Annotated in this window: 19 protein-coding genes; 14 read left to right on the top strand and 5 right to left on the bottom strand. The window is 71.3% G+C overall.

What is annotated here, in order from left to right; all coding sequences use genetic code 11:
* Window positions 1-507 precede the first annotated feature (507 nt).
* The 4 genes from ACSYGN_RS11020 to ACSYGN_RS11005 are packed head-to-tail and all read left to right on the top strand — an operon-like array spanning window position 508 to window position 7,724.
* On the top strand, window positions 508-2,748 hold the full coding sequence (locus tag ACSYGN_RS11020) for a 1,4-beta-glucanase (RefSeq protein WP_460394367.1): 2,241 nt from the start codon (window positions 508-510) through the stop codon (window positions 2,746-2,748).
* A complete protein-coding gene (locus ACSYGN_RS11015; protein WP_460394365.1) occupies window positions 2,748-4,715 on the top strand; it encodes a beta-galactosidase in 1,968 nt (655 codons plus the stop codon). The genes ACSYGN_RS11020 and ACSYGN_RS11015 overlap by 1 nt, the downstream gene beginning before the upstream one ends.
* The gene (locus ACSYGN_RS11010; RefSeq protein ID WP_460394363.1) at window positions 4,712-6,976 is read left to right on the top strand and encodes a glycosyl hydrolase family 95 catalytic domain-containing protein; all 2,265 of its coding nucleotides are present in this window, start codon (window positions 4,712-4,714) and stop codon (window positions 6,974-6,976) included. Before ACSYGN_RS11015 ends, ACSYGN_RS11010 begins: the two co-directional genes overlap by 4 nt.
* A 34-nt stretch (window positions 6,977-7,010) precedes the next feature.
* Window positions 7,011-7,724 carry a glycoside hydrolase family 12 protein gene (locus tag ACSYGN_RS11005; protein WP_460394361.1) on the top strand — a complete coding sequence of 238 codons (714 nt, stop codon included), beginning with the start codon at window positions 7,011-7,013 and terminating at the stop codon, window positions 7,722-7,724.
* A gap of 224 nt (window positions 7,725-7,948) precedes the next feature.
* Here the strand turns inward: ACSYGN_RS11005 and ACSYGN_RS11000 are convergent, their stop codons facing one another.
* Window positions 7,949-8,965 carry a LacI family DNA-binding transcriptional regulator gene (locus ACSYGN_RS11000; protein WP_460394359.1) on the bottom strand — a complete coding sequence of 339 codons (1,017 nt, stop codon included), beginning with the start codon at window positions 8,963-8,965 and terminating at the stop codon, window positions 7,949-7,951.
* 282 nt (window positions 8,966-9,247) lie between these two features.
* On the opposite strand from ACSYGN_RS11000, the gene ACSYGN_RS10995 reads away from it, so the two are divergent.
* Window positions 9,248-10,081, top strand: coding sequence for a GH12 family glycosyl hydrolase domain-containing protein (locus ACSYGN_RS10995; RefSeq protein ID WP_460394357.1), 834 nt, complete (start codon window positions 9,248-9,250; stop codon window positions 10,079-10,081).
* Window positions 10,082-10,267: 186 nt separating this feature from the next.
* Window positions 10,268-12,211 (top strand): acyl-CoA dehydrogenase family protein, encoded by a 1,944-nt coding sequence (locus ACSYGN_RS10990; protein WP_460403377.1) that lies wholly within the window; start codon window positions 10,268-10,270, stop codon window positions 12,209-12,211.
* 2 nt (window positions 12,212-12,213) lie between these two features.
* Here the strand turns inward: ACSYGN_RS10990 and ACSYGN_RS10985 are convergent, their stop codons facing one another.
* On the bottom strand, window positions 12,214-12,663 hold the full coding sequence (locus tag ACSYGN_RS10985) for a lamin tail domain-containing protein (protein ID WP_460394355.1): 450 nt from the start codon (window positions 12,661-12,663) through the stop codon (window positions 12,214-12,216).
* A gap of 185 nt (window positions 12,664-12,848) precedes the next feature.
* Between ACSYGN_RS10985 and dxr the strand changes: the two genes are divergently transcribed.
* The 6 genes from dxr to ACSYGN_RS10955 all read left to right on the top strand — a co-directional run bounded on the left by dxr (window position 12,849) and on the right by ACSYGN_RS10955 (window position 20,591).
* Window positions 12,849-14,117, top strand: coding sequence for a 1-deoxy-D-xylulose-5-phosphate reductoisomerase (dxr, locus tag ACSYGN_RS10980; RefSeq protein WP_460394353.1), 1,269 nt, complete (start codon window positions 12,849-12,851; stop codon window positions 14,115-14,117).
* Between the two features lie 8 nt (window positions 14,118-14,125).
* Entirely contained in the window at window positions 14,126-15,418 is a 1,293-nt protein-coding gene (locus ACSYGN_RS10975; RefSeq protein ID WP_460403375.1) for a M50 family metallopeptidase, read from the top strand.
* A 182-nt stretch (window positions 15,419-15,600) separates the two neighbouring features.
* Window positions 15,601-16,758 carry a flavodoxin-dependent (E)-4-hydroxy-3-methylbut-2-enyl-diphosphate synthase gene (ispG, locus tag ACSYGN_RS10970; RefSeq protein ID WP_460394351.1) on the top strand — a complete coding sequence of 386 codons (1,158 nt, stop codon included), beginning with the start codon at window positions 15,601-15,603 and terminating at the stop codon, window positions 16,756-16,758.
* 402 nt (window positions 16,759-17,160) lie between these two features.
* On the top strand, window positions 17,161-18,009 hold the full coding sequence (locus tag ACSYGN_RS10965; RefSeq protein WP_460394349.1) for a GNAT family N-acetyltransferase: 849 nt from the start codon (window positions 17,161-17,163) through the stop codon (window positions 18,007-18,009).
* A gap of 100 nt (window positions 18,010-18,109) precedes the next feature.
* Window positions 18,110-18,640 (top strand): GNAT family N-acetyltransferase, encoded by a 531-nt coding sequence (locus tag ACSYGN_RS10960; RefSeq protein WP_460394347.1) that lies wholly within the window; start codon window positions 18,110-18,112, stop codon window positions 18,638-18,640.
* A 247-nt stretch (window positions 18,641-18,887) separates the two neighbouring features.
* A complete protein-coding gene (locus tag ACSYGN_RS10955) occupies window positions 18,888-20,591 on the top strand; it encodes a proline--tRNA ligase (protein ID WP_460394345.1) in 1,704 nt (567 codons plus the stop codon).
* Between the two features lie 595 nt (window positions 20,592-21,186).
* Here ACSYGN_RS10955 and ACSYGN_RS10950 read toward each other — a convergent pair.
* The 3 genes from ACSYGN_RS10950 to ACSYGN_RS10940 form a co-directional block, all read right to left on the bottom strand.
* Window positions 21,187-22,086, bottom strand: coding sequence for an aminoglycoside phosphotransferase family protein (locus tag ACSYGN_RS10950; RefSeq protein ID WP_460394343.1), 900 nt, complete (start codon window positions 22,084-22,086; stop codon window positions 21,187-21,189).
* Window positions 22,087-22,197: 111 nt separating this feature from the next.
* The gene (locus ACSYGN_RS10945) at window positions 22,198-22,686 is read right to left on the bottom strand and encodes a ferritin-like domain-containing protein (RefSeq protein ID WP_460394341.1); all 489 of its coding nucleotides are present in this window, start codon (window positions 22,684-22,686) and stop codon (window positions 22,198-22,200) included.
* The gene (locus ACSYGN_RS10940; RefSeq protein WP_460394339.1) at window positions 22,683-23,291 is read right to left on the bottom strand and encodes a hypothetical protein; all 609 of its coding nucleotides are present in this window, start codon (window positions 23,289-23,291) and stop codon (window positions 22,683-22,685) included. Before ACSYGN_RS10940 ends, ACSYGN_RS10945 begins: the two co-directional genes overlap by 4 nt.
* Before the next feature lie 204 nt (window positions 23,292-23,495).
* On the opposite strand from ACSYGN_RS10940, the gene rimP reads away from it, so the two are divergent.
* Both rimP and nusA read left to right on the top strand, forming a co-directional pair.
* Window positions 23,496-23,978: a ribosome maturation factor RimP gene (rimP, locus tag ACSYGN_RS10935; protein WP_460394337.1), complete on the top strand. Its 483-nt coding sequence runs from the start codon at window positions 23,496-23,498 to the stop codon at window positions 23,976-23,978.
* 18 nt (window positions 23,979-23,996) lie between these two features.
* Entirely contained in the window at window positions 23,997-24,995 is a 999-nt protein-coding gene (nusA, locus tag ACSYGN_RS10930; RefSeq protein WP_460394335.1) for a transcription termination factor NusA, read from the top strand.
* Window positions 24,996-24,998: the final 3 nt, after the last annotated feature.

Raw genomic sequence — 24,998 nt, 5'->3', positions numbered from 1 at the left:
TCCTGATCCGGGCGCTGGGAGCCCCCCTGCCCAAAGGGCTGGGGGAGGCAACCAGTCACGCCGGGCTGCGCGTCCCGTTCTCCCCGGTCAGCTCCCACGCACAGCGCCCGGAAACCCGGACCACTTACCGTTCCTGTGGACTGAGCAGGAGTAAGCCTGCTCAGCCGCGCGCCCCGAACGGTCTTGGGCGTACTGGTCCCCGGCGTACTCGATCCCGGGGCAGCGACACGGATCCTGTCCGTGGTCCGATCCCGGGAGGCCGGTTCCCTCACGACCTGGCCATATGGGTACGGCCAGAGGCGACGGGGAGGCCCCGAACCATCACTCCGGTGGAGCGGGGGCCCCGCACGCTGGCGCCGCATCCGGCGTCCCAGATCGCACGATCACCGTAGCCAGAACGGCGCAGGCCACCGCAAGCCCCGGAACCAACCATCACACGATCGAGCTAAACCGCCCTGATGCACGTTCTCCAGCGAGCAGTTGACAACCCCCCGAACGAGGTTCGCCATGTACGCGCCCCACGTCTCCCGACGCACCGTCCTCGCCGGTACCGCCGTCGCAGCGGCCCTCACCGTCGTCCCGGCACTGAACGGCCCCGCACACGCAGCGGAGGAAACCTCTGACGCCGAAACCCCTGACGCCGGCCCCGCCTACCGCTGGCGCAATGCCGTCATCGGGGGCACGGGCTTCGTCACCGGCATCCTCTTCCACCCCGCCGCCCGAGGCCTGGCCTACGCCAGGACGGACATCGGCGGCGCCTACCGCTGGGACGACCGCACCGCCCGCTGGACCCCGCTCCTCGACCACCTCGGCTGGGACGACTGGAACCTCCTCGGCGTCGAGGCGATGGCCGTCGACCCCGCGCACCCGAACCGCATCTACCTCGCCCTCGGCACCTACGCCCAGTCCTGGGCGGGCAACGGCGCCGTCCTGCGCTCGGACGACCGCGGCGCCACGTGGACGCGCACCGACCTCACCGTGAAACTCGGCGCCAACGAGGACGGCCGGGGCGCGGGCGAACGCCTGCTCGTCGATCCGCGCGACAGCGACACCCTCTGGCTGGGCACGCGGCACGACGGTCTGCTCAAGTCCACCGACCGCGGCGCCACCTGGGCAGCCGTGGCCGGTTTCCCGGCCACGGCCGGCGCGAGCGGCCAGGGCGTCACCTTCCTCGTCGCCGCCGGCCGCACGGTCTACGCCGGCTGGGGCGATTCCGACGGCACCGCGGGCAGCCCCAACCTCTTCCGCACCGCCGACGGCACCACCTGGGAAGCCGTCCCGGGACAGCCCACCGGCACCTCCGCCAAGGTCCCGATCCGCGCCGCCCATGCCTGCCTCACCCGCGAGCTGTATGTGACGTACGCCAACGCCGCGGGCCCCAACGGCCAGTCCGACGGCAGCGTGCACAAACTGGCCACCGCCACCGGCACGTGGACCGATGTGACGCCTGTGGCACCGGGTGGCACCACCAGCGACGGCTCCGCCGACACCTTCGGCTACGGCGGTGTCGCCGTCGACGCCCGCCGTCCCGGCACCGTCGTCGTCTCCACCAACAACCGCTGGGCGGCGGTCGACACCCTGTACCGCTCCACCGACGCCGGCCGCACCTGGACGTCGCTGAAGGACTCCGCCGTCTTCGACGTGTCCGAGACTCCCTTCCTCAAGTGGGGCAATGACCAACCCAAGTTCGGCTGGTGGATCCAGGCCGTCGCCATCGACCCGTACGACTCCCGGCACCTCCTCTACGGCACCGGCGCCACCCTCTACGGCACCCGGGACCTCACCCACTGGGCCCCGCAGATCCGCGGCCTGGAGGAGACGTCCGTGGTGCAGCTGATCTCGCCCCCGGTCGGGGAGGCGCACCTGCTCAGCGGGTCGCGGGACATCGGCGTCATGTACCACGAGCGGCTCACGGCGTCTCCGTCGCGGGGCATGGCGACGAACCCCGTCTTCGGGTCGGCGACGGGACTCGCCCAGGCCGCAGCCAAGCCGTCGTACGTCGTCCGCAGCGGCTGGGGCGACCACGGCAACGGTGCCTATTCCGGCGACGGGGGCCGGACCTGGGCGCCCTTCGCGGCCCAGCCCGACATCGCCAAGAACGCACCGGGGCCGATCGCCACCAACGCCGACGGCAGCGTCCTGCTGTGGACCTTCGTGCACTGGGACGGCACGAAGTACGCGGCTCACCGCTCCACGGACAACGGTTCGACCTGGTCCGAGGTCTCCTCCTTCCCGAAGGGCGCCACGCCGGTCGCCGACCCGGCCGACCCGACGTTCTTCTACACGTACGACACGGACAAAGGAACCATATTCGCCAGCACTGACAGTGGCCGGACCTTCACCGCCCGTGCGACCGGTCTCCCCTCCGGCGACAGCCAGTTCAAGCTGGTCGCGGCCCCGGGCCGGTCCGGCGACCTCTGGCTCAGCGCCAAGTGGAACGGCCTCTACCGCTCCACCGACGGCGGTGCCACCTTCTCGAAGATCGACAGCTGCTGGGCCTCCTACACCCTCGGCTTCGGCAAGGCAGCCGAAGGCGCCGACTACCCCGCGGTCTACCAGGTCGGCGCCACCGAGGCCGTCACCGCCGTCCACCGCTCCGACGACGGCGCCAAGACCTGGGTGCGCATCAACGACGACCGGCATCAGTGGGGCTGGACCGGCGAGATCATCACCGGGGACCCACGTGTGTACGGCCGCGTCTACCTCGCCACCAACGGCCGCGGTGTCCAGTACGGGGAGCCCGTGTGATGCCACGCCTGAGCGACGCCACCCGCGGCCGCATCCTGTTCGGCGGCGACTACAACCCCGAGCAGTGGCCGGAGCAGACCTGGTACGAGGACATCCGGCTGATGAGGGATGCCCGGGTCACCTCGGTCACGCTCGGCGTCTTCTCCTGGGCGAAGCTCGAACCCCAGCCGGGGGAGCGGAACTTCGGCTGGCTGGACACCCTCATGGACCTGATGCACGACAACGGCATCGGGGTCGTGCTGGCCACCCCCACCTCCTCCCCGCCCCCCTGGATGGGCCGCCTCCACCCCGACACCCTGCCCCGTGATGCCGACGGGCGCAGGGAGTGGTGGGGCGGGCGGCAGCACTTCTCGCACTCCAGCGCCACCTACCGCCGGTACGCCGCCGCCATCACCGAGGACCTGGCCGCCCGGTACGCGGACCACCCCGCCCTCACGATGTGGCACATCAACAACGAGTACTGCACCGCCGACTACGGGGACGAGTCGGCCGCCGCGTTCCGGCGCTGGCTACGCAAGCGGTACGCCAGCCTCGACGCCCTCAACTCCGCCTGGGGGACGGCCTTCTGGGGCCAGGGCTACGACAGCTGGGACGGAGTGCTGCCGCCCCGGCACGCCCACTACCTGAACAACCCCGCCCAGATCATGGACTTCCGCCGCTTCACCTCCGACATGCTGCTGGAGTGCTACACCGCCGAACGCGACATCGTCGCCCGGCACACCCCGCACATCCCGGTCACCACCAACTTCATGCCGCTGTGGATCGGCCAGGACGGCTGGCGCTGGGCCCGGGAGGAGGACGTCGTCTCCGTCGACCTCTACCCCGATCCGCGCGACCCGCTCGGCGCCCAGCAGGGAGCCCTGGTCCAGGACCTCACCCGATCGCAGGCGCGAGGGCCCTGGATGCTCATGGAACAGGCGGCGGGCGCGGTCAACTGGCGCGGTGTCAACCACCCCAAGCCGCAGGGCCTCAACCGGCTCTGGTCGCTGCAGGCCGTGGCGCGCGGCGCCGACGCCCTCTGCTACTTCCAGTGGCGCCAGTCCCGGCAGGGCGCCGAGAAGTTCCACTCCGGGATGCTGTCGCACGCGGGGGAGGAGGGCCGTACCTTCCAGGAGGTCAAGCGCATCGGCGCCGAACTCCACGCGCTCGGACCGGAGGTGAGCAATAGCCAGGTGACCGCCGAGGTGGCGGTCCTGCACGACTGGGACGCCTGGTGGGCCGCCGCGCAGGACGGCCGGCCCTCCAGCGAGGTCGATCACGCGACCGTCCTCACCGCCTGGCACCGCGCGCTGTGGGAGGCCAACCTCACCACCGACTTCGCCCACCCCGGGCACGACCTCGCCCGCTACCGGCTCGTTCTCGCCCCCCAGCTCCATGTCCTCACCGACAGCGCCATCGACAACCTCCTCGGCTATGTCCGCGGCGGCGGCACCCTGGTGTGTGGCTTCCTCACCGGCATCGCCGACCAGGACGACCGGGTCCGGCCCGGCGGCATGGACGCCCGGCTGCGCGAGCTGTTCGGCATCCGCACCCTGCACGAGTGGTGGCCGCTGCCGCCGGGGGAGACCGTCGACTGCGACGGCTTCCGGGGCACGCTCTGGTCCGAGGAGATCGAGGCCGTGCCCGGCGCGGCGCAGGCCGTCCCCTACAAGGGCGGCGAACTCGACGGAATGCCCGCCGTACTGCGCCGCGACCGCGCCTGGTACCTCTCCACGCTCCCCGAGCCGGACGCCCTGCGCGATCTGCTGGCCCGCATTGCCGACGAGGCAGGCGTCCGGCCCGTGCTCGACGGACTGCCCGCCGGCGTCGAGGCCGTCCGCCGCGGCGAACTGCTGTTCCTGCTCAACCACGGCCGCGAGCCGGTCACCGTCCCCGTCCCCGGCACCCACCGCGACCTGCTCACCGGCATCGAGGTCACGGACCGGGCCGTGCTAGGCCGCTACGACGTGAAGGTCCTGAAGCCATGACGAACCCGCCCGACGGACCCCGGCCGCGCCACCCCGTGCACGGCACCTGGGAACCCGGTCCCGCCCTCCGCTGGGAGGACGCCTTCCTCACCGGCAACGGCCGCCACGGCGCTCTTGTGTTCGGCGATCCGAACGACGACCGGGTCGTCGTCACCCATCACACCCTGGTCCGCCCCAACGGCGCCGAACGCGGCCGCCCGCCGCAGCTCGCCGAGCAACTGCCCGCGCTCCAGGACCGGTTGCTCGCCGGAGATCTGACGGCGGCCGAGGAGTTCACCGACGGACGGCCGCTGCAGTGGGTGCAGCCCTTCCACCCCGCCTTCCACATCCGGCTGCGTCGGCCGCCCGGCCCCGCCCCGCACCACCGCCGCAGCGTCGACTTCACCACCGGCGAGGTGACCACAGCCTGCGACGGACTGCTCAGCCGCGTCTTCGTCTCGCGCGCCGACGACGTGATCGTCCAGTACCTCACCGCACCCGACCTCACCGCGCCCGCCGTCACCTCGCCCACCCTCAACCTCACCGTCTCCCTCGACCATGAACTCCCGGGCGTGCCCGCCGCACTCGGCGTGGGCCACAGCGCCGTGCGCACCGCAGAGGGCGCCCTGCTCACCCTGCGCGCCCACTACCCCGGCAGCGACCGCGCCTACACCGGTGTCACCCTGATCGCGGTGACCGGCGGCACCACCGGGCTCGGGCCCGTCGCGTACGTCCCGCCCGGCGCGCACATCGAGGGCGCCCGGGCCGTCCTGATCCTCACCCGGGTCCGGCGCCACACCGGCGAACTCGACAACGCCGAGGAGAGCCGCGCCCTGCGCGACATCCTCGACGGCCGTACCTACGACGACCTCCTCGCCCGCCACCTCGCCGAGCACCGCACCGCCTACCAGCGCGTCACTCTCGACCTCGACGCCGAGCCCGCCGAACGGGCTCTACCCGGCAGTGAGTTGCTAAGGCGCCCCGGCAGCCCGGCGCTCCTGGAACGCCTCTTCGCGGCCGGCCGCTACCATCTCCTTTCCGCCAGCGGCCTGTTCCCGCCCCGCCTCACCGGCCTGTGGACCGGCGACTGGGACACCGCCTGGTCCGGAGCCTTCACCACCAACGCCAACCTCAATCTCCAGACGGCCTCCGCCGCGGCAGCCGCCCTCCCCGAGGTCACCGAGGCCCACGCGCAGCTGGTCGACAGCCAGTTGCCGCACTGGCGCGAGAACGCCCGGGCCGTCCTCGGCGCCCGGGGTGTCGTCGCGCCCACCCACACCGACGGCGAGTCGGGGTACTCGTACCACTTCGACCGTGAGTACCCGCACCACCTGTGGACCGCGGGCGCCGACTGGCTGCTGAAGCCCCTCGTCGACCACGACGAGACCACCGGCACCCGCGACCCGCGCACCGCCGCCGCGCTCGCCGAGGTCGCCGAGTTCTACGAGGACTTCCTCACCCGCACCGACGCCGACGGCCGGCTGGTCGTCGTCCCCTCCTACTCGCCCGAGAACCGCCCTGCGAACGCCAGTTGGGGCGTCCTCAACGCGGCGATGGACCTGTCCGCCGCCCGCCACGCCCTCCACACGGCCGCGGACTACCACCCGGGCCCCGCCGCCGACCGGCTGCGCGCCCTCGCCGACCGGCTCCCGCCGCACCGGATCAACGCCGACGGCGCCCTCGCCGAATGGGCCTGGCCCGGACTGGAGGACACCTACGACCACCGCCACCTCAGCCACCTCTACGGCGTCTGGCCCCTCGACGAGATCAACCCCTACGACACCCCCGGCCTCGCCGCGGCCGCACACCGCGCCCTCGAACTGCGCGGTGCCGAGAACGACTCGGCGCACGGGTTCCTCCACCACGCCCTGATCGCCGCCCGCCTCAGAGACCCCGGACGGGTCGCTCAGGCCCTTGCCGCCGTGCTGGAAGGGGACTTCTTCCACAACTCCCTGATGAGCGCCCACTACCCCCACCGCGACGTCTACAACGCCGACGCCGCGCACACCCTGCCCGCCGTGCTGATCGAGATGCTCGTCCAGTCCACCCCGGACCGTCTGATCCTGCTGCCCGCGCTCCCCGAGGCATACCGGAGGGGCGAACTGCGCGGCATCCGCACCCGGTTCGGCGCCGACCTCGATCTCCGCTGGGCTCCCGGCGCCCTGCGCGCCGTCCTCCACCCCCGCCGTACCCACCGCGTCGAACTCCGGACTTCCTCCGGTGCGCAGCCGCTCGATCTCGTCGCCGGAGAAGACCACGTCCTCACCCTGGGGACGTGGTGACCCCCGCAATCCCCCCACCCATGGAAGGGACACCATGGCACCACTCACGCTCAGCCGTATCACCAAGGCCCTGACAGCGCCCGCACTGGCCCTCGGGGTCACCGTCGGCCTCGCCTCCGCCCCCGCCTCGGCCGCCGTCTGGAACTCCTGCGAGCAGTACGGCAACACCTCCCTCAACGGCTACACCCTCTACAACAACATCTGGGGCTCCGGCGCCGGAAGCCAGTGCATCTGGGCCAACTCCGGCACCAACTGGGGCGTCTGGGCCAACCACCCCAACACCAGCGGCATCAAGTCGTACCCCAACGCCAAGAAGGTGATCAACAAATCGATCACCTCGCTCGGTTCGCTGAACAGCAGCTACAACGTGACCGTGCCGTCGTCCGGCTCGTACAACACGTCGTACGACATCTGGGACACCTCCTACGCCTACGAGGTCATGCTCTGGGTCAACAAGACCGGAGCCGTGGGCCCGCTGGGCACCTCGCAGGGCACCGTGACCCTCGGCGGTTCCACCTGGACCGTCTACAAGGGCAACAACAACTCGAACGACGTCTTCTCGTTCGTCCGCTCCTCGAACTCGTCGTCCGGCAGCGTGAGCATCCTTCCGATCCTCAAGTGGATCAAGGACACCAAGGGCTGGTTCGGCAATGTGACCATCGGGGACGTGCAGTTCGGCTTCGAGATCACCAGTTCGTCCGGCGGCCTCGACTTCGCCACCAACAGCCTGTCCGTCAGCAGCAGTTGATCTGACACCCGCACCGATCTAGTGCCGCGACAGGCAACGTTCGCCCCGTCGCGACGCCCGGCACGCACTCTCGCCGCACCGGCCGAAAGCCCAAGTACGTCCAGTACGAGGACTTCCGGCCGGCACGCCGAGAGCACGCACCGGACGCCGCTCCTTGACGGGCAAACGTTGCCTGCCACGGCACCAGCGGCCGGTCCCGCTCCCCCGGGACCGGCCGTGGGGTGTCAGGAGGCCCCGGCGGGGGCCGGGCCCGTGCTGGACCGGGCCGTCAGCTCCGGGGCGAGCAGCACCACGTCGTCGGCGGCGCGGCCCTCCAGCTTGGCCACCAGCTGCGCCACGGCGTGCCGCCCCATCTCCTGTGCGGGGATGGCGACCGAGGTCAGCCGTACCGACGCCTGCGCGGCGACCTGGTCCGGGCAGATCGCGATCACCGACACGTCCTCCGGCACTGCCCGGCCCTGCTGGCGCAGCAGCGCGAGCAGCGGCTCCACCGCCGACTCGTTCTGCACCACGAACCCCGAGGTGCCGGGCCGCTCGTCGAAGATCCGGGCGAGCGTGACGGTCATCGCGTCGTACCCGCCCTCGCACGGCCGGTGCAGCAGCCGGATGCCCAGCTCGCCCGCGCGGGAGCGCAGTCCGTCGAGGGTGCGCTCGGCGAACCCGGTGTGCCGCTCGTAGACCGCCGGGGCCTCGCCGATGACGGCGATGTCGCGGTGCCCCAGCATCGCCAGACGCTCCACGCACAGCGCGCCCGTCGCCCGCCAGTCCAGATCGACACAGGTCAGCCCGGAGGTGTCGGCGGGCAGTCCGATCAGCACCGAGGGCTGGTCGGTGCTGCGCAGCAACGGCAGCCGCTCGTCGTCCAGTTGGACGTCCATCAGGATCATCGCGTCTGCCAGTCCGCTGCCGGTGACACGGCGCACGGCGTCCGGGCCCTCCTCGCCGGTGAGCAGCAGGACGTCGTAGCCGTGGGCGCGGGCCGTGGTGGCGACCGCGATGGCGATCTCCATCATCACCGGCACATACATGTCCGTGCGCAGCGGGATCATCAGCGCGATGATGTTCGACCGGTTGCTCGCCAGGGCGCGGGCGCCCGCGTTCGGGTGGTAGCCCAGCACCCGGATGCTCTCCTCGACCCGGTGCCGGGTGGTGGTGGAGATGGACCGCTTGCCGCTGAGGACATAGCTCACCGTGCTCGCCGAGACTCCGGCGTGCTGGGCGACCTCGGCGAGGGTGACCATCCAGCTCTCCCAGTGATGTGAAGCGCTTCGACAGTGCGCGGTGCGGATGACGGTGAGTGAGGGTGGTTTGACAGTAGCCCCAGTAGGAGTGGGTGTCCATAGGGTGTCGAAGCGCTTCGACACCCTATGGACACCCTTCTGGTCCGATGTCGCGCGGCAGAGTCCCCGGAAGGCGGCGGCAACCTTCCGGCCGGCGGCGACCACTGAACGGTCGTACACGAAGCGAACGGTCCGGGACGAACCGAACGGTCGTACCCGAACCGTCCCCCGGAAGGACCCCCGATGCAACACCGCAGACCGCGCCTGTCGAAGAAGGCGAAGGCCCTTCTCGCCTGCACCGTCGCCCTGGCCGCCGCCGCGGGCGTCACCGCGGCGCAGGCCGGCCAGACGAGCAGTGCGTCGAGCGGCGAGGCGAGCAAGAAATGCACCGCCTTCGACACCGTCACGCTCGGCAAGTACTACGTGAACAACAACCTCTGGGGCCAGGACAAGGGCACGGGCAGCCAGTGCGTCTGGGGCGCCACCGGTTCCGGCTCCACCGTCTCCTGGGGCACGAGCTACAGCTGGGCCAACAACAGCAAGGGCACCGACGCCGATGTGAAGTCGTACGGCAGCACCGTCCTCGGCTGGCACTGGGGCTGGAAGACCTCCAAGGCCGCCACCGGACTGCCGCTCAGGGTCGGTGACCGCAAGCCGGTGCGCACCAGCTGGGCGTTCGGCCTCAGCTCGAACCCCGGCACCGTCGATGTGGCGTACGACCTGTGGCTGCACGCCAAGAACGACGCGGACTGGCAGGACAAGCCCACCGACGAGATCATGATCTGGCTGAACCGCAAGGGCGGCGCGGGCCCGCTGGGCACCAAGTACGGCAGCGTCAGCCTGGACGGCGCCATGTGGGACATCTACCAGGGCGACATCGGCTGGAAGGTCTACTCCTTCGTCCGCCGCACCGACACCACCAAGGCATCGCTGAACCTGGACGACTTCACCCAGGCCCTGGTCCGCCGCAAGCTGCTGAGCAACGACAAGTACATCTCCGGCATCGAGTCCGGTATCGAGGTCTTCAAGGGCTCGGGACGCCTGGACACCACGTCGTACTCGGTCGACATCGGCTGAGCCGCCCCGAGCCGTCGCACGCGATATAGCCCGGACGGACGCGCGAGGACTGGTGGGGACGGCCCGTTTCAGGTACGAACGATCCAGTAGCACCGGTCGGTACCGATCAGTGATGATCGACACCGACCGGTGATGATCGACAAGGAACAGTCCCCCTTCATCCCTGTCCGCGTCGAGGTGAGCCTTATGTCCGCCCCCAGCACCCCGTCTTCGCAACGCCCCACCGTCACCGAACGCGAGGCCCGCCAGGTGGCGGAGGCCGCCCGGGAACAGGACTGGCGCAAGCCCAGCTTCGCCAAGGAACTGTTCCTCGGCCGCTTCCGCCTCGACCTCGTCCACCCCCACCCGCTGCCCTCCGACGAGGCGGTGCGCCGCGGGGAGGAGTTCCTGGCCCGGCTGCGCGAATTCGTCGAGACCAAGGTCGACCCCGCCCGTATCGAGCGCGAGGCCCGTATCCCCGACGAGGTGATCGCCGGCCTCAAGGACCTCGGCGCGCTCGGTATGAAGATCGACCCCAAGTACGGCGGTCTCGGCCTCACCCAGGTGTACTACAACAAGGCCCTCGCCCTGGTCGGCTCCGCCAGCCCCGCCATCGGCGTCCTGCTCTCCGCGCACCAGTCCATCGGCGTGCCCCAGCCGCTGAAGATGTTCGGCACCCAGGAGCAGAAGGACACCTTCCTGCCGCGCTGCGCCAGCACCGACATCAGCGCCTTCCTGCTCACCGAGCCCGACGTTGGCTCCGATCCCGCCCGCCTCGCCACCACCGCCGTCCCGGACGGCGACGACTACGTCCTCGACGGCGTGAAGCTGTGGACCACCAACGGCGTGGTCGCCGACCTGCTGGTGGTGATGGCCCGGGTGCCCGCGAGCGAGGGGCACAAGGGCGGCATCACCGCGTTCGTCGTGGAGACCACCACACCTGGTGTCACCGTCGAGCACCGCAACGCCTTCATGGGGCTGCGCGGCATCGAGAACGGCGTCACCCGCTTCCACCAGGTGCGGGTCCCCGCCGCCCACCGCATCGGCCCCGAGGGCGCGGGCCTCAAGATCGCGCTGACCACGCTGAACACCGGGCGCCTGTCGCTGCCCGCGTCCTGCGTCGCCGCGGGCAAGTGGTGTCTGAAGGTCGCCCGCGAATGGTCGGCGGCCCGCGAGCAGTGGGGCAAGCCGATCGCGCGGCACGAGGCGGTCGGCGCGAAGATCTCCTTCATCGCGGCCACCACCTTCGCCCTGGAGGCCGTCACCGACCTGGCCTCGCAGATGGCCGACGAGGACCGCAACGACATCCGCATCGAGGGCGCCCTCGCCAAGCTGTACGCCTCCGAGATGGGCTGGCTGATGGCCGACGAGCTGGTCCAGATCCGCGGCGGGCGCGGTTTCGAGACGGCCGAGTCGCTGGAGGCGCGCGGCGAACGTGCCGTACCGGCCGAACAGGTACTGCGCGACCTGCGCATCAACCGCATCTTCGAGGGCTCGACCGAGATCATGCACCTGCTGATCGCCCGCGAGGCCGTCGACGCGCACCTCTCGGTCGCCGGTGACCTCATCGACCCCGCCAAATCCCTCTCCGACAAGGCGCGGGCGGGCGCGGGCGCCGGGGTGTTCTACGCCAAGTGGCTGCCGAAACTGGTCGCGGGACAGGGCCAGGTCCCGCGGGCCTACGGCGAGTTCCGGCACGCCGCCGATCTGTCCACCCACCTCCGCTACATCGAGCGGCACTCCCGCAAGCTGGCCCGTGCCACCTTCTACGGCATGTCCCGCTGGCAGGGCCGGCTGGAGACCAAGCAGGTCTTCCTGGGCCGGATCGTCGACATCGGCGCCGAACTCTTCGCGATGAGCGCGGCCTGCGTACGCGCCGAACTGCTGCGCCGCCAGGGCGAGAACGGCGCCGAGGCGTACCGCCTGGCCGACGCCTTCTGCCGCCAGGCCCGGGTGCGCGTCGGGGAACTCTTCGACCGGCTGTGGACCAACACCGACGACTCCGACCGCAGGGTGGCGGCGGGCGTGATGGACGGCGCCTACACCTGGCTGGAGCAGGGCATCGTCGATCTGTCGGGCGAGGGCCCGTGGATCGCGGACGCGACCCCCGGGCCCTCGACGACGGATAACGTGCACCGGCACGCCGGGTGAACTCAGCAGTACTTGTCGCTCGGATCCCGCGTCGTCCAGGAGCAGGAGTCGACCTTGGAGCCGCTCGCCTTGGTCAGCGTGGCCGTGTCGCTGGTGTTGTTCCAGACGTACGCGCCGCGGTTCTGGTACTTGTTCGACGCGGTGTCCGAGCCCTTGCCCGTGTGCACCTTCATGTACTTCCCGGCGCCGATCTTGACGTCGCGGAAGACGTACCTGTGGTTCTGCGCGTCCTTCAGGACCCAGCCCTTCAGCGAGATCGCCGACCCGCCGGTGTTTCTGATCTGCACCCACTCGCCGTTCAGGCTGGTGTTGGAGCCGGTGTCCGAGCCGGGGCTGTCGAACCAGACGTGGTAGATGCTCACGCCCCCGGCGGCCTCGGCCGGAGTGCTGAGGAAGGTGCCGGTGAGAGCCACGGCGCCCGCGAGCGCGGGCAGGGCAGCGCGTATGCGCATGGAGATTCCCCCCTGGAAGTCGTCCGGTGACCGGTCGTCCACCGATCACGACAAAGTGTTATCACATGATCTTCACTATGCCTTCACAAGGGTGATTTCGCTCCATTCGCGGCCAAGACCTGATAAGGCGCCCGCCCGGGCGACGCGCTGTCCCCGCGCCCCTCGTTTGCGGCAAGAATGGGGGGATGAGCGACAGTCCAGCCCCCCTTGCCGATCCGCACCTCGTCTACGACCCCGTCGCGGGAGACGGTCCCAAGGACGTGGTGATCCTCGGCTCGACCGGGTCCATCGGCACCCAGGCCATCGATCTCGTGCTGCGCAACCCGGACCGCTTCCGGGTCACCGCGCTCTCCGCCGCCGGCGGCCGGGTCGGCCTCCTCGCCGAGCAGGCGCACCGGCTACGGGTGCGGACCGTCGCGGTCGCCCGCGAGGACGCCGTACCGGCGCTGCGCGAGGCGCTCGCCGCGCACTACGGCGCGGGGGAGCCGTTCCCGGAGATCCTCGCCGGGCCCGAGGCGGCCACCGAGACCGCCGCCTCCGCCTGCCACACCGTCCTCAACGGCATCACCGGCTCCATCGGCCTCGCCCCCACCCTCGCCGCCCTGGAGGCGGGCCGCACCCTCGCGCTCGCCAACAAGGAGTCGCTCATCGTGGGCGGCCCACTGGTCAAGGCGCTCGCCAAGCCCGGCCAGATCATCCCGGTCGACTCCGAGCACGCCGCCCTCTTCCAGGCGCTGGCGGCGGGCACCCGCGCGGACGTCCGCAAGCTGGTCGTGACCGCCTCCGGCGGCCCGTTCCGCGGCCGGACCAGGGAGCAGCTCGCCCATGTCACCGTCGAGGAGGCCCTGGCCCATCCCACCTGGGCCATGGGGCCGGTGATCACCATCAACTCCGCGACCCTCGTCAACAAGGGCCTGGAGGTGATCGAGGCGCATCTGCTGTACGACATTCCCTTCAGCCGGATTGAGGTGGTCGTGCATCCGCAGTCGTATGTCCACTCGATGGTTGAGTTCACGGACGGATCCACGCTCGCCCAGGCGACGCCCCCCGACATGCGCGGGCCGATCGCCATCGGTCTCGGCTGGCCCGAACGCGTCCCGGACGCGGCGCCCGCCTTCGACTGGACCAAGGCGTCGACCTGGGAGTTCTACCCGCTCGACAACGAGGCGTTCCCCGCGGTCGGCCTCGCCCGGCAGGTGGGCGAGCTCGGCGGCACCGCGCCCGCCGTGTTCAACGCCGCCAACGAGGAGTGCGTGGAGGCGTTCCGTACAGGTGCGCTGCCGTTCAACGGCATCATCGAGACGGTGACCCGGGTGGTGGAGGAACACGGACGGCCCAGTGCGGGAACTTCCCTCACCGTCGCGGACGTCCTCGATGCGGAGACCTGGGCGCGGGCCCGGGCCCGTGAAGTGACGGCGCAGACGACTTCGGCGACCGCGGAGGCGCGTGCATGACAGCTTTGATGATGATCCTCGGCATACTCGTCTTCGCCTTCGGCTTGCTGATCTCGATCGCGTGGCACGAGCTCGGCCACCTGTCGACGGCCAAGCTCTTCGGCATCCGTGTGCCGCAGTACATGGTCGGCTTCGGCCCGACCGTGTGGTCGCGCAAGAAGGGCGAGACGGAGTACGGCTTCAAGGCCGTCCCCATGGGTGGCTACATCCGCATGATCGGCATGTTCCCGCCCGGCGACGACGGCCGGATCGCCGCCCGCTCCACCTCACCGTGGCGCGGCATGATCGAGGACGCCCGCTCGGCCTCCTTCGAGGAACTGGAGCCGGGCGACGAGACCCGCCTGTTCTACACACGCGCCCCGTGGAAGCGGGTCATCGTGATGTTCGCGGGCCCCTTCATGAACCTGGTCATGGCCGTGGCGCTGTTCCTGACGGTCCTGATGGGCTTCGGCATCGCCCAGCAGACCACCAGCGTCAGCTCGGTCTCCCAGTGCGTCATCGCCCAGAGCGAGAACCGGAACACCTGCAAGTCCACCGACAAGCCCTCCCCGGCCGCCGCCGCGGGCCTCAAGGCGGGCGACAAGATCGTCTCCTTCGACGGGGTGAAGACCGACAACTGGAACAAGCTCTCGGACCTCATCCGCGCCACCCCCGGCAAGCAGGTGCCGATCGTCGTCGAGCGCAAGGGCGAGCAGCTCACCCTGCACGCGAAGATCGCCACCAACAAGGTCCAGCAGAAGGACTCCAGCGGCCAGATCGTCCAGGGCCACTACGTCACCGCCGGCTTCCTCGGCTTCAGCGCCGCCACCGGTGTCGTACGGCAGGACTTCGGCGAGTCGGTGACCTGGATGAGCGACCGGGTCGGTGAGGCCGTCGACTCGATCGCCGCCCTGCCCGGCAAGATCCCCGCCCTGTGGGACGCCGCGTTCAACGGCGCCCCCCGCCAGGCCGACTCCCCGGTGGGCGTGGTCGGCGCGGCCCGCGTCGGCGGTGAGATCGTCACCCTCAATGTCCCGGCCAGCCAGCAGCTCGCGATGTTCGTGATGCTGGTCGCGGGCTTCAACCTGTCCCTGTTCCTCTTCAACATGCTCCCCCTGCTCCCCCTGGACGGCGGCCATATCGCCGGCGCCCTCTGGGAGTCCCTGCGGCGCAACCTCGCCCGCGTCCTGCGCCGCCCCGACCCGGGCCCGTTCGACGTGGCGAAGCTGATGCCGGTGGCCTATGTGGTGGCCGGGATCTTCGTCTGCTTCACCTTGCTCGTCCTGGTGGCGGACGTCGTCAACCCCGTCAAAATCACGTAGTCACCGGTTGTTCACGGCAGCCCGGGCCCCTTCGTCCCGGGCTGCCGTCTTCTGAGTGGATCCGCTGGTGCGAGCCGCCGGTGTGATGTGCCCGGTGCTCCGCCGGTGCCGTAATCTCGAAGCCTGGAGCCCGCCGTTACACGGGACCGGACCTTGATCCACGACTTGGGGTTGCACAGCAGATGACTGCGATTTCTCTCGGCATGCCGTCCGTTCCGACCACCCTCGCAGAGCGCCGGAAGAGCCGACAGATCCAGGTCGGGTCCGTGCCGGTCGGCGGAGACGCGCCGGTGTCGGTGCAGTCGATGACCACCACCCGCACCTCCGACATCGGCTCCACCCTTCAGCAGATCGCCGAACTGACCGCGTCGGGCTGCCAGATCGTGCGGGTCGCCTGCCCCACCCAGGACGACGCGGACGCGCTTGCGGCGATCGCGTCCAAGTCGCAGATCCCGGTGATCGCGGACATCCACTTCCAGCCGAAGTACGTGTTCGCCGCGATCGAGGCGGGGTGCGCGGCGGTGCGGGTGAACCCGGGCAACATCAAGAAGTTCGACGACCAGGTCCGGGAGATCGCGAAGGCGGCGAAGGACCACGGCACGCCGATCCGGATCGGGGTGAACGCGGGCTCGCTGGACCGTCGGCTGCTGCAGAAGTACGGCAAGGCCACCCCGGAGGCGCTGGTGGAGTCGGCGCTGTGGGAGGCGTCGCTGTTCGAGGAGCACGACTTCCGGGACATCAAGATCTCGGTGAAGCACAACGACCCGGTCGTGATGATCGAGGCCTACCGGCAGCTGGCGGCGCAGTGCGAGTACCCGCTGCATCTGGGGGTGACGGAGGCGGGTCCGGCGTTCCAGGGCACGGTGAAGTCCGCGGTCGCCTTCGGTGCGCTGCTGTCGCGGGGGATCGGTGACACCATCCGCGTCTCGCTGTCGGCGCCGCCGGTGGAGGAGGTCAAGGTCGGCAACCAGATCCTGGAGTCGCTGGGTCTTCGGCCCCGTCGGCTGGAGATCGTGTCGTGTCCGTCGTGCGGGCGGGCGCAGGTGGATGTGTACAAGCTGGCGGAGGAGGTCACGGCGGGGCTGACCGGCATGGAGGTGCCGCTGCGGGTGGCCGTGATGGGCTGTGTGGTCAACGGTCCCGGCGAGGCGCGGGAGGCCGACCTGGGTGTGGCCTCCGGCAACGGCAAGGGGCAGATCTTCGTCAAGGGCGAGGTCATCAAGACCGTCCCGGAGTCGAAGATCGTCGAGACCCTGATCGAGGAGGCCATGAAGCTCGCCGAGCAGATGGAGGCCGAGGGCGCCGCCTCCGGCGAGCCCGAGGTCACCGTCGCCGGCTGAACCGCTGAACCGCTGCACCGTCGCCGGCTGAACCGCTGCACCGTCGCCGGCTGAACCGCTGCACCGTCGCCGGCTGAACCGCTGCACCGCTGCACCGCTGGACCGCTCGGATCTCCGACCCGGGGTGTGCCCGCCCGGCCGCGTGGACCTTTCCCCGCGGCCCCGGCCATGGCCGCCCCGGGCGATCCCCACCGGGGGACCTTTCCCCGGCAGCCCGGGTCATGACCGCCCCGGGCGTCCCTCACCGGGGGGCCTCCCCCCTCCGCGGTCCTGGTCACGGCCGCCCCGGGCGACCCGCACCGTCCCGGCCGTCACAGGCCGTGGCCGCATGGTGCGGCGCCCCGGACCGTCGGCGGGTACAGTGCGGAGATCAGCAGCCGCCCAGGGTGAGGCCCCGCACACGTGTTGACGCAGACCACCTCCCGCGTGCTCGAACCGAGCGATCTTGACGCCGCGCTCGCTGTCCTCGACCGTGAGCCGGTCATGAACGCCTTCGTCGCGGCCCGGATCCAGGTCGCCGGGCTCGACCCCTGGCGGCTCGGCGGCGAGATGTGGGGCTGGTACGAGGACGGCATGCTCACCTCCCTGTGCTACGCGGGCGCCAACCTCGTCCCGATCTGCGCCACCCCGCGCGCCGTACGTGCCTTCGCCGACCGCGCCCGCCGGGCCGGTCGCCGCTGCTCCTCCATCGTCGGCCCGTCCGCACCCACCGCCCAACTGTGGCGGCTGCTCGAACCGCACTGGGGCCCGGCCCGCGAGGTCCGCGCCCACCAGCCGCTCATGACCGCCGACCATCTGCCCGGCGGCATCACTCCGGATCCCTACGTCCGACGCATCCGCAAGGACGAGATGGAGACGATCATGCCGGCGTGCGTGGCCATGTTCACCGAGGAGGTCGGCATCTCCCCGCTGGCCGGGGACGGCGGCCTCCTCTATCAGGCCCGGGTCGCCGAACTCGTCGGCTCCGGCCGCTCGTTCGCCCGCCTCGACGAGCACGGCAAGGTCGTCTTCAAGGCTGAGATCGGCGCGGCCACCCCGCTGGCCTGCCAGATCCAGGGCGTGTGGGTGGCCCCCGAGTACCGCGGCCAGGGCTACGCCGCCCCCGGCATGGCCGCCGTCCTGCGCTATGCCCTCGCCGATGTCTCGCCCGTCGTCAGCCTCTACGTCAACGACTACAACACGGCGGCCCGGCGGACCTATCTCCGGGTCGGCTTCCAGGAGGTCGGCGAGTTCATGAGCGTCCTGTTCTGAGCCTCGCTCTCCGACCCCCGTTCCCCGCAGCCCCGCCCGCCGTATAGCACAGCGCACCCGCCCGCCGCACACCGCCGAGACCCGCCTGTAGGCTCCGGCCATGGACCCCGTTATCGGCCCCCTCGACCTGTCCGCCCACGTGGATGAGGCACTGGCCGTGCAGGCAGTCGCCTTCGGGCTGGGCGCCGACGAAGTGGCCGTACGACGGCAGATCGTCCTGCGTCACATGACCTCGCCGGGTGCGCGCGCGCTCGGCGCCACCGTCGGGGACACCCTCGTCGGATTCGTCTACGGCATGCCCAACGACCGTATGCACTGGTGGTCCACCGTCGTCGAACCGTATCTGCGCGCCCGTGGCACCGACGGATGGCTCGACGACTCCTTCGTGATCACCGAGCTGCACGTCCATCCGCTCCACCAGAACCGGGGCATCGGCCGCGCCCTGATCACGGCGATCACCGACAGCGCCGTGCAGCCCCGCTCGATCCTCTCCGCGATCGACATCGAGAGCCCGGCCCGCGGCCTGTACCGCTCCCTCGGCTACCAGGACCTGGCCCGCCAGGTTCTCTTCCCCAGCGCCCCGAAGCCGTACGCCGTGATGGGCGCGCCCCTGCCGCTGCTGCGGTGCTAAGAGCTCCGAACAAAATGGGCGCCCGGCTCGCGGCGTCTGGCACGCACGCTCGCCGCGTTGCCGGAAGGCCCTAGTAGCTCCGCTACGAGAACCTTCCGGCGCCTTGCGATCGCACGCACCAGACGCCGCGAGCTGATCGGACTCCCATTTTGTTCGGAGCTCTAAGGCGCGAAACGGATTTCCGGCCGCGGTGGCCACCGGGCTAACCTCCAAGGCACAACCCTTCCGCGGCAGGAGTACGAGAACCATGGCGAACGCACAGGTCCAGCGCATGTCCCAGTTGATGGCCAAGACGTTGCGCGACGACCCGGCCGACGCCGAGGTCCTCAGCCACAAGCTGCTCGTCCGGGCGGGTTATGTGCGCCGCACCGCCGCCGGCATCTGGAGTTGGCTGCCGCTGGGCAAGAAGGTGCTCGCCAACGTGGAGCGGATCGTCCGCGAGGAGATGGACGCGATGGGCGGCCAGGAGGTGCTGCTGCCCGCGCTGCTGCCGAGGGAGCCCTACGAGGCGACCGGCCGTTGGGACGAGTACGGGCAGGAACTGTTCCGCCTCAAGGACCGCAGGGGCGGCGACTACCTCCTCGGCCCCACCCACGAGGAGATCTTCACCCTGCTGGTGAAGGACCAGGCGTCCTCCTACAAGGACCTGCCGGTGATCCTCTACCAGATCCAGACCAAGTTCCGCGACGAGGCCCGCCCCCGCGCCGGCATCCTGCGCGGCCGTGAGTTCCTGATGAAGGACTCGTACTCCTTCGACCTCTCCGACGAGGGCCTCTCCGAGTCCTACGCCCTGCACCGCGAGGCGTACCGGCGGATCTTCGAGCGGCTCGGCCTCGACTACCGCATCTGCGCCGCGACGGCGGGTGCCATGGGCGGCTCCAAGTCCGAGGAGTTCCTCGCCCCGGCCCAGGCCGGCGAGGACACCTTCGCCGACTGCCCGAACTGCGACTTCGCGGCGAACACCGAGGCGATGACGTACGAGTTGAAGCCGGTCGACGGCTCCGCCGTGCCCGCGCTCGAGGAGATCCCCACCCCGGACACCCCGACCATCGAGACCCTCGCCGCGCACCTCGGCGTCCCGGCGTCCGCCACGCTGAAGAACCTGCTGGTCAAGGTAGACGGCGAGATCGTCGCCGTGGGCGTACCGGGCGACCGCGAGGTCGACATGGACAAGGTCGAGGCGCACTTCGCCCCGGCCGTCGTCGAGCTGGTCGTCGCCGAGGACTTCGCGGGCCGCGACGACCTGGTGCGCGGCTATGTAGGCCCGCAGGGCCTGGCCAAGGTCAAGTACCTCGCCGACCCGCGGGTGGCGCCCGGCACCGCCTGGATCACCGGTGCCAACAAGCCCGACCTGCACGCCAAGAACGTAGTCGCGGGCCGGGACTTCGAGGTCGACGAGTACGTCGACGTGGTGGTCGTCCAGGACGGCGACCCCTGCCCGAAGTGCGGCACCGGCATCGAGCTGGACCGCGCCATCGAGATCGGCCACATCTTCCAGCTGGGCCGCAAGTACGCCGACGCCCTCAAGCTCGACGTCCTCGGCCAGAACGGCAAGCCGGTCCGCGTCACGATGGGCTCCTACGGCATCGGCGTCTCCCGCGCCGTCGCCGCCCTCGCCGAACAGACCGCGGACGAGCAGGGCCTGTGCTGGCCCCAGGAGGTCGCCCCGGCCGACGTCCATGTGGTGGCGGCGGGCAAGGCGCTCCAGACCGAGCTGGCCCTGGAGGTCTCCGCCAAGCTGGCCGAGGCCGGCCTGCGCGTCCTGGTCGACGACCGCGCGGGCGTCTCCCCGGGCGTGAAGTTCACGGACTCCGAACTCATCGGCGTCCCCCAGATCCTGGTCGCCGGCCGCCGCGCGGCAGAGGGCGTCCTGGAACTGAAGGACCGCAAGACGGGCGAACGCGAGGAACTGACAGTGGCAGAGGCCATCACCCGCCTGACCCACCCGTAACCGACCCCGGGCCCCCCGCCCCCCCCCGCGGCTTGACGGATGCCCCGGGCCCCCGCCAAGCCGCGGTCGGTCGCCCCCGCCGAGCCGCGGTCGGTCGCCTCCGCCCAGCCGCGGTCGGTCGCCTCCGCCGAGCTGCGGTCGGTCGCCGCCGCCCAGCCGCGGGCAGTCGCCTCCGCCGAGCTGCGGTCGGTCGCCGCCGCCCAGCCGCGGGCAGTCGCCTCCGCCGAGCTGCGGTCGGTCGCCGCCGCCCAGCCGCGGGCAGTCGCCTCCGCCGAGCTGCGGTCGGTCGCCGCCGCCCAGCCGCGGGCAGTCGCCTCCGCCCAGCCGCGGTCGGTCGCCTTCGCCAAGCCGCGCGCACCGTGCGGCCCCGCCAACCGCGGGCAGTCGTGCCGCTGGGGCGGCACGGGTGGGCGCGGGCGGCACCCCGCCGGCGCCGGGCTGCGCAACCCCGGCCCCCGCCCCTACCCCGGCACGGGAACAGCACCGGGCTGTGCGACGCCCCCGGCCCGAGCCACGCACCGGGCTGCGGGTTACGCCCCGCCCGGCAGGGAACCGGCGCTCACCGGGCCCGACCCGGGGCCGGGGGCCGCCCCCGTCACAGCCAGCTCGCGAACTCCAGCAGAAGCTCACTGTCCCGAGGCCGCCCCACCCTGCGAGCCCGCACGCCTGATTCCACCGCCCGGAACAGCGTCCAGCCACGCAGACGCGCCTGGTCGACCTCCAGGGACTCCGCGAGCCGACGGATACGGCGGCGGGTGGTGACGGAGCCGGAGGACGTGGCGATCAGGTCCTCCACCCGGTCCCGTACCAGCCGCGCCAGATCGAAGGCGCACTCGCCGACCACCGGGTCCGGACCCACCGCCAGCCAGGGCATCCGGTCCCCGGCCAGCACCTTGCTCTGCCGGAACGTGCCGTGCAGCAGCCGGTGTTCGGGCGGGGCGACCAGCAACTCGGCACGGGCCGCGAGGGCCTCCTCGACGAGCGGCGCCACCTCGGGGTCGGCCTCCGCACTCGCCCGCATCGCCGCCGCCTGCCGTCCCGTGCGGTCGGCGACGGTCTCGAAGTCGTGGTCCGAGGGCGGCTCCACCCACAGCCGGCGCAGGGTGTCCGCCGCTTCCAGCAGGGCCCGCCGCTCGGGCAGCGACCGCACCGACACATCGGGGTGCAGGCGCTCAAGGAGCAGCACCCCCTCTGTGCCGGAGGGTTCCAGCAGACGTACGGCGCCCAGCCCGCCCCAGTGCGCCAGCGCCGCCCGCTCGCTCTCCGGGCGGGACCGGCGCGGGATCAGCTTCAGCACCGCCGGGGTACCGTCCGGCCGCCGCACCAGCACCACCAGGCTGCTGCGCCCGCCGGGCACCTGGATCCGCTCGACGGTCAACTCGCGTAGCGCGACGGCCTGACGGGCCGTCTCCGGCAGCTTCTCCAGCCAGTCGTCACCCTGCGGTGCCGTCTCGCCGAGCGCCCGCACCAGACGCGGGGGCGGTTCGAAAGCCATGCGCGAGTCGTTTCCTTCCTGTTCTCTTCGGCACGTGGGCACGTGGGCCGGTCGGCCTGTGGGCGTGATGCGGCTGCGTGAGCCGGTCGTGCCGTGGGCCACCCGTGGCTGTCACGCCGTCGGCGAGGCCGATGCGCTCGGCGAGGCCTGCGTGGTCGGCGCGGCCCGTTCGGCGAGACCAGGGAAGGCTACGCTCTCGCCGCTCCACCGCACCGCACGTACCGCCGCCTCCCGCAGCGCACCGGCCGCGTCGCGGCGCCGTGCGCCCTCGGTGGCCCGCACCAGGTCCGAGTAGACCGCGGCCACCCGTTCTTCCAGCTCGGCGGCCAGCCGTACCGCGGCGGCCGAGTCCGGCACCGGGAACGGCAGGGAGTACGCGGCGTCCGCGGCCACCGGTCGTCCGCCCAGGTCGCGTACTTCGCGCCCCAGCGCATCCCGGCGGGCCCGGTGCGCGTCGTACGCCGCATGTGCCTCGGAGCGCCGTTGCTCACTGATCCGGCCGCCGACCACACCGTAGCCGTAGACGACGGCGTGCTCGGCCGCCAGCGCCGCCTGGACCGCCGTGAGCCGCCGCGCCTTCGCCGTGTCCGTCCCGCTCATCGGCCGCCCTCCGTCAGCAGGAACACATGCACCGCTCCGGCCGCCGCCACAGAGGCGAGCAGCCGGGCCAGTTCACCGGGCACCTCCGTCAGAGCGTCCGTGCGCCGTGCCGAGAGCTCCTTCTCGGCGGCGGTCAGCCCGGAAAGCGCGTCCTTGGCGCTCTCCGGCGGAGCACTCCCGCTGCCGCCCGTGCTCTCCGGCGCGGTGCTCGCACTGTCGGCCGTGCCCGTCGGCGCGCTGCTCGCGCCGACGGCACTCGCGGAGGGCGACACCGTCGCCGTGGCCTTCGCGGCGTCGCCGCCGAACGCCGTCACCTGCCGGGCCACCTCCGCCCGCAGCGGCCGCAGCCGCGCCGCCAGTTGCGGATGGGCGGCGATGACGGCGTCGTAGCGCCCCAGCAGCCCCAGGCTGTCGCGTGCCGCACGCGCGCGCGTGCGGTCGGCCACCGAGGGGCTGCCCGCGCTCCCGGAATCGGCGTCCGCGGGCCGCCGGGAGCAGCCCGAGACGCCCACGGCGCCCACGGCGGCGAGGGAGCCCGCGGCGGATGCGAGCAGGGTTCTTCTGCGCGGCCCTGGGGAGGTGCGCGACGGAAGGGGGAGGGACACGGGGACGTCCTCGGGGCAGCTCGTACGGCAAACAGAGGGGAGGGGCGTACACGCCCGTGATCACGGTACCCGCGCGCGTGCCCCGCACCGGCCACCGGCAGCGCCCGTACACAGGTGGACGGCAACACCCCCCGGGCTCCGATACCCTTTGACCAGACACGCGACCCATCCCACAACAGCACACGCGGCCGAGGAGTCACCCGGATGAGCACCACCCAGAGCGAGAGGCTGCGGGAACTACTGGAACCGCTCGTCACCTCCCAGGGCCTCGATCTCGAAGAGATCACCGTGGACTCCGTCGGGCGCATGCGCAGCCTGCGTGTCGTCGTCGACTCCGAGACCGGTCCCGATCTGGACCTGATCGCCGATGTGAGCCGTCTGCTCTCGGCGAAGCTCGACGAGACGGATGTGATGGGTGACAGCGAGTACGAGCTGGAGGTCGGCACCCCGGGCGCCGAACGCCCGCTGACGGAGCACCACCACTACGTGCGCGCCGAGGGCCGCCTCGCCGAGTTCCGTCTGAAGGACGGCGGCGAACTGGTCGCCAGGATCCTGGAGGCCGACGACGAGGGCCTCGATCTCGAGGTGCCCGGCGTCAAGGGCCGTAAGCCGACCGCGCGCAGACTCGCCTTCGCGGACATCGCCAGGGCGCGCGTGCAGGTCGAGTTCAACCGCAAGGACAAGTGAGGAAGAGGAGGCGTAGCCGTGGACATCGACATGAGTGCCCTGCGGGGCTTGGTTCGGGAGAAGGAGATCTCCTTCGACCTGCTGGTCGAGGCGATCGAGTCGGCCCTCCTCATCGCCTACCACCGCACCGAGGGAAGCCGCCGTCACGCGCGCGTGGAGCTCAACCGGTCGACCGGGCATGTGACCGTGTGGGCGAAGGAGGACCCGGAGGACCTGGAGGAGGGCCAGGAGTCGCGCGAGTTCGACGACACGCCGTCCGGCTTCGGCCGTATCGCCGCGACCACCGCCAAGCAGGTGATCCTCCAGCGGCTGCGCGACGCTGAGGACGACGCGACGCTCGGCGAGTACGCGGGCCGCGAGGGCGACATCGTCACCGGCGTGGTGCAGCAGGGCCGCGACCCCAAGAACGTGCTGGTCGACATCGGCAAGATCGAGGCCATCCTGCCGGTGCAGGAGCAGGTCCCCGGCGAGACGTACCCGCACGGGCTGCGGCTGCGCTCGTACGTGGTGCGGGTGGCGAAGGGCGTACGCGGCCCCTCGGTCACGCTCTCGCGCACCCACCCGAACCTGGTGAAGAAGCTGTTCGCGCTGGAGGTGCCGGAGATCGCCGACGGGTCCGTCGAGATCGCCGCCATCGCCCGCGAGGCCGGCCACCGCACCAAGATCGCCGTACGGTCCACCCGCTCGGGCCTGAACGCCAAGGGGGCCTGCATCGGCCCGATGGGCGGCCGGGTGCGCAATGTGATGGGCGAGCTGAACGGCGAGAAGATCGACATCGTCGACTGGTCGGACGACCCGGCCGAGATGGTGGCGAACGCGCTCTCGCCCGCCAGGGTCTCCAAGGTGGAGGTCGTCGACCTCGCCGCCCGCTCCGCGCGGGTGACGGTGCCGGACTACCAGCTCTCGCTGGCGATCGGCAAGGAGGGCCAGAACGCCCGCCTCGCCGCCCGGCTGACCGGCTGGCGCATCGACATCCGCCCGGACACCGAGCAGGCCGGGGAGCAGACCGGGGAATAGGCC

The organism is Streptomyces sp. YIM S03343 (genome assembly GCF_054729195.1).
Note: the sequence above shows the minus strand (reverse complement) of the source record. Positions and strands in the feature narration are given on the sequence as shown.

Coding starts and splice junctions, on each gene's coding strand:
- ACSYGN_RS10985 (WP_460394355.1), bottom strand. CDS start 12,663: ATGCGCATACGCGCTGCCCTGCCCGCGCTCGCGGGCGCCGTGGCTCTC.
- ACSYGN_RS11000 (WP_460394359.1), bottom strand. CDS start 8,965: ATGGTCACCCTCGCCGAGGTCGCCCAGCACGCCGGAGTCTCGGCGAGC.
- ispG (WP_460394351.1), top strand. CDS start 15,601: ATGACTGCGATTTCTCTCGGCATGCCGTCCGTTCCGACCACCCTCGCA.
- ACSYGN_RS11015 (WP_460394365.1), top strand. CDS start 2,748: ATGCCACGCCTGAGCGACGCCACCCGCGGCCGCATCCTGTTCGGCGGC.
- ACSYGN_RS10995 (WP_460394357.1), top strand. CDS start 9,248: ATGCAACACCGCAGACCGCGCCTGTCGAAGAAGGCGAAGGCCCTTCTC.
- ACSYGN_RS10960 (WP_460394347.1), top strand. CDS start 18,110: ATGGACCCCGTTATCGGCCCCCTCGACCTGTCCGCCCACGTGGATGAG.
- ACSYGN_RS10950 (WP_460394343.1), bottom strand. CDS start 22,086: ATGGCTTTCGAACCGCCCCCGCGTCTGGTGCGGGCGCTCGGCGAGACG.
- ACSYGN_RS10945 (WP_460394341.1), bottom strand. CDS start 22,686: ATGAGCGGGACGGACACGGCGAAGGCGCGGCGGCTCACGGCGGTCCAG.
- ACSYGN_RS11005 (WP_460394361.1), top strand. CDS start 7,011: ATGGCACCACTCACGCTCAGCCGTATCACCAAGGCCCTGACAGCGCCC.
- ACSYGN_RS10990 (WP_460403377.1), top strand. CDS start 10,268: ATGTCCGCCCCCAGCACCCCGTCTTCGCAACGCCCCACCGTCACCGAA.
- ACSYGN_RS11010 (WP_460394363.1), top strand. CDS start 4,712: ATGACGAACCCGCCCGACGGACCCCGGCCGCGCCACCCCGTGCACGGC.
- dxr (WP_460394353.1), top strand. CDS start 12,849: ATGAGCGACAGTCCAGCCCCCCTTGCCGATCCGCACCTCGTCTACGAC.
- ACSYGN_RS10955 (WP_460394345.1), top strand. CDS start 18,888: ATGGCGAACGCACAGGTCCAGCGCATGTCCCAGTTGATGGCCAAGACG.
- ACSYGN_RS10975 (WP_460403375.1), top strand. CDS start 14,126: ATGATGATCCTCGGCATACTCGTCTTCGCCTTCGGCTTGCTGATCTCG.
- rimP (WP_460394337.1), top strand. CDS start 23,496: ATGAGCACCACCCAGAGCGAGAGGCTGCGGGAACTACTGGAACCGCTC.
- ACSYGN_RS11020 (WP_460394367.1), top strand. CDS start 508: ATGTACGCGCCCCACGTCTCCCGACGCACCGTCCTCGCCGGTACCGCC.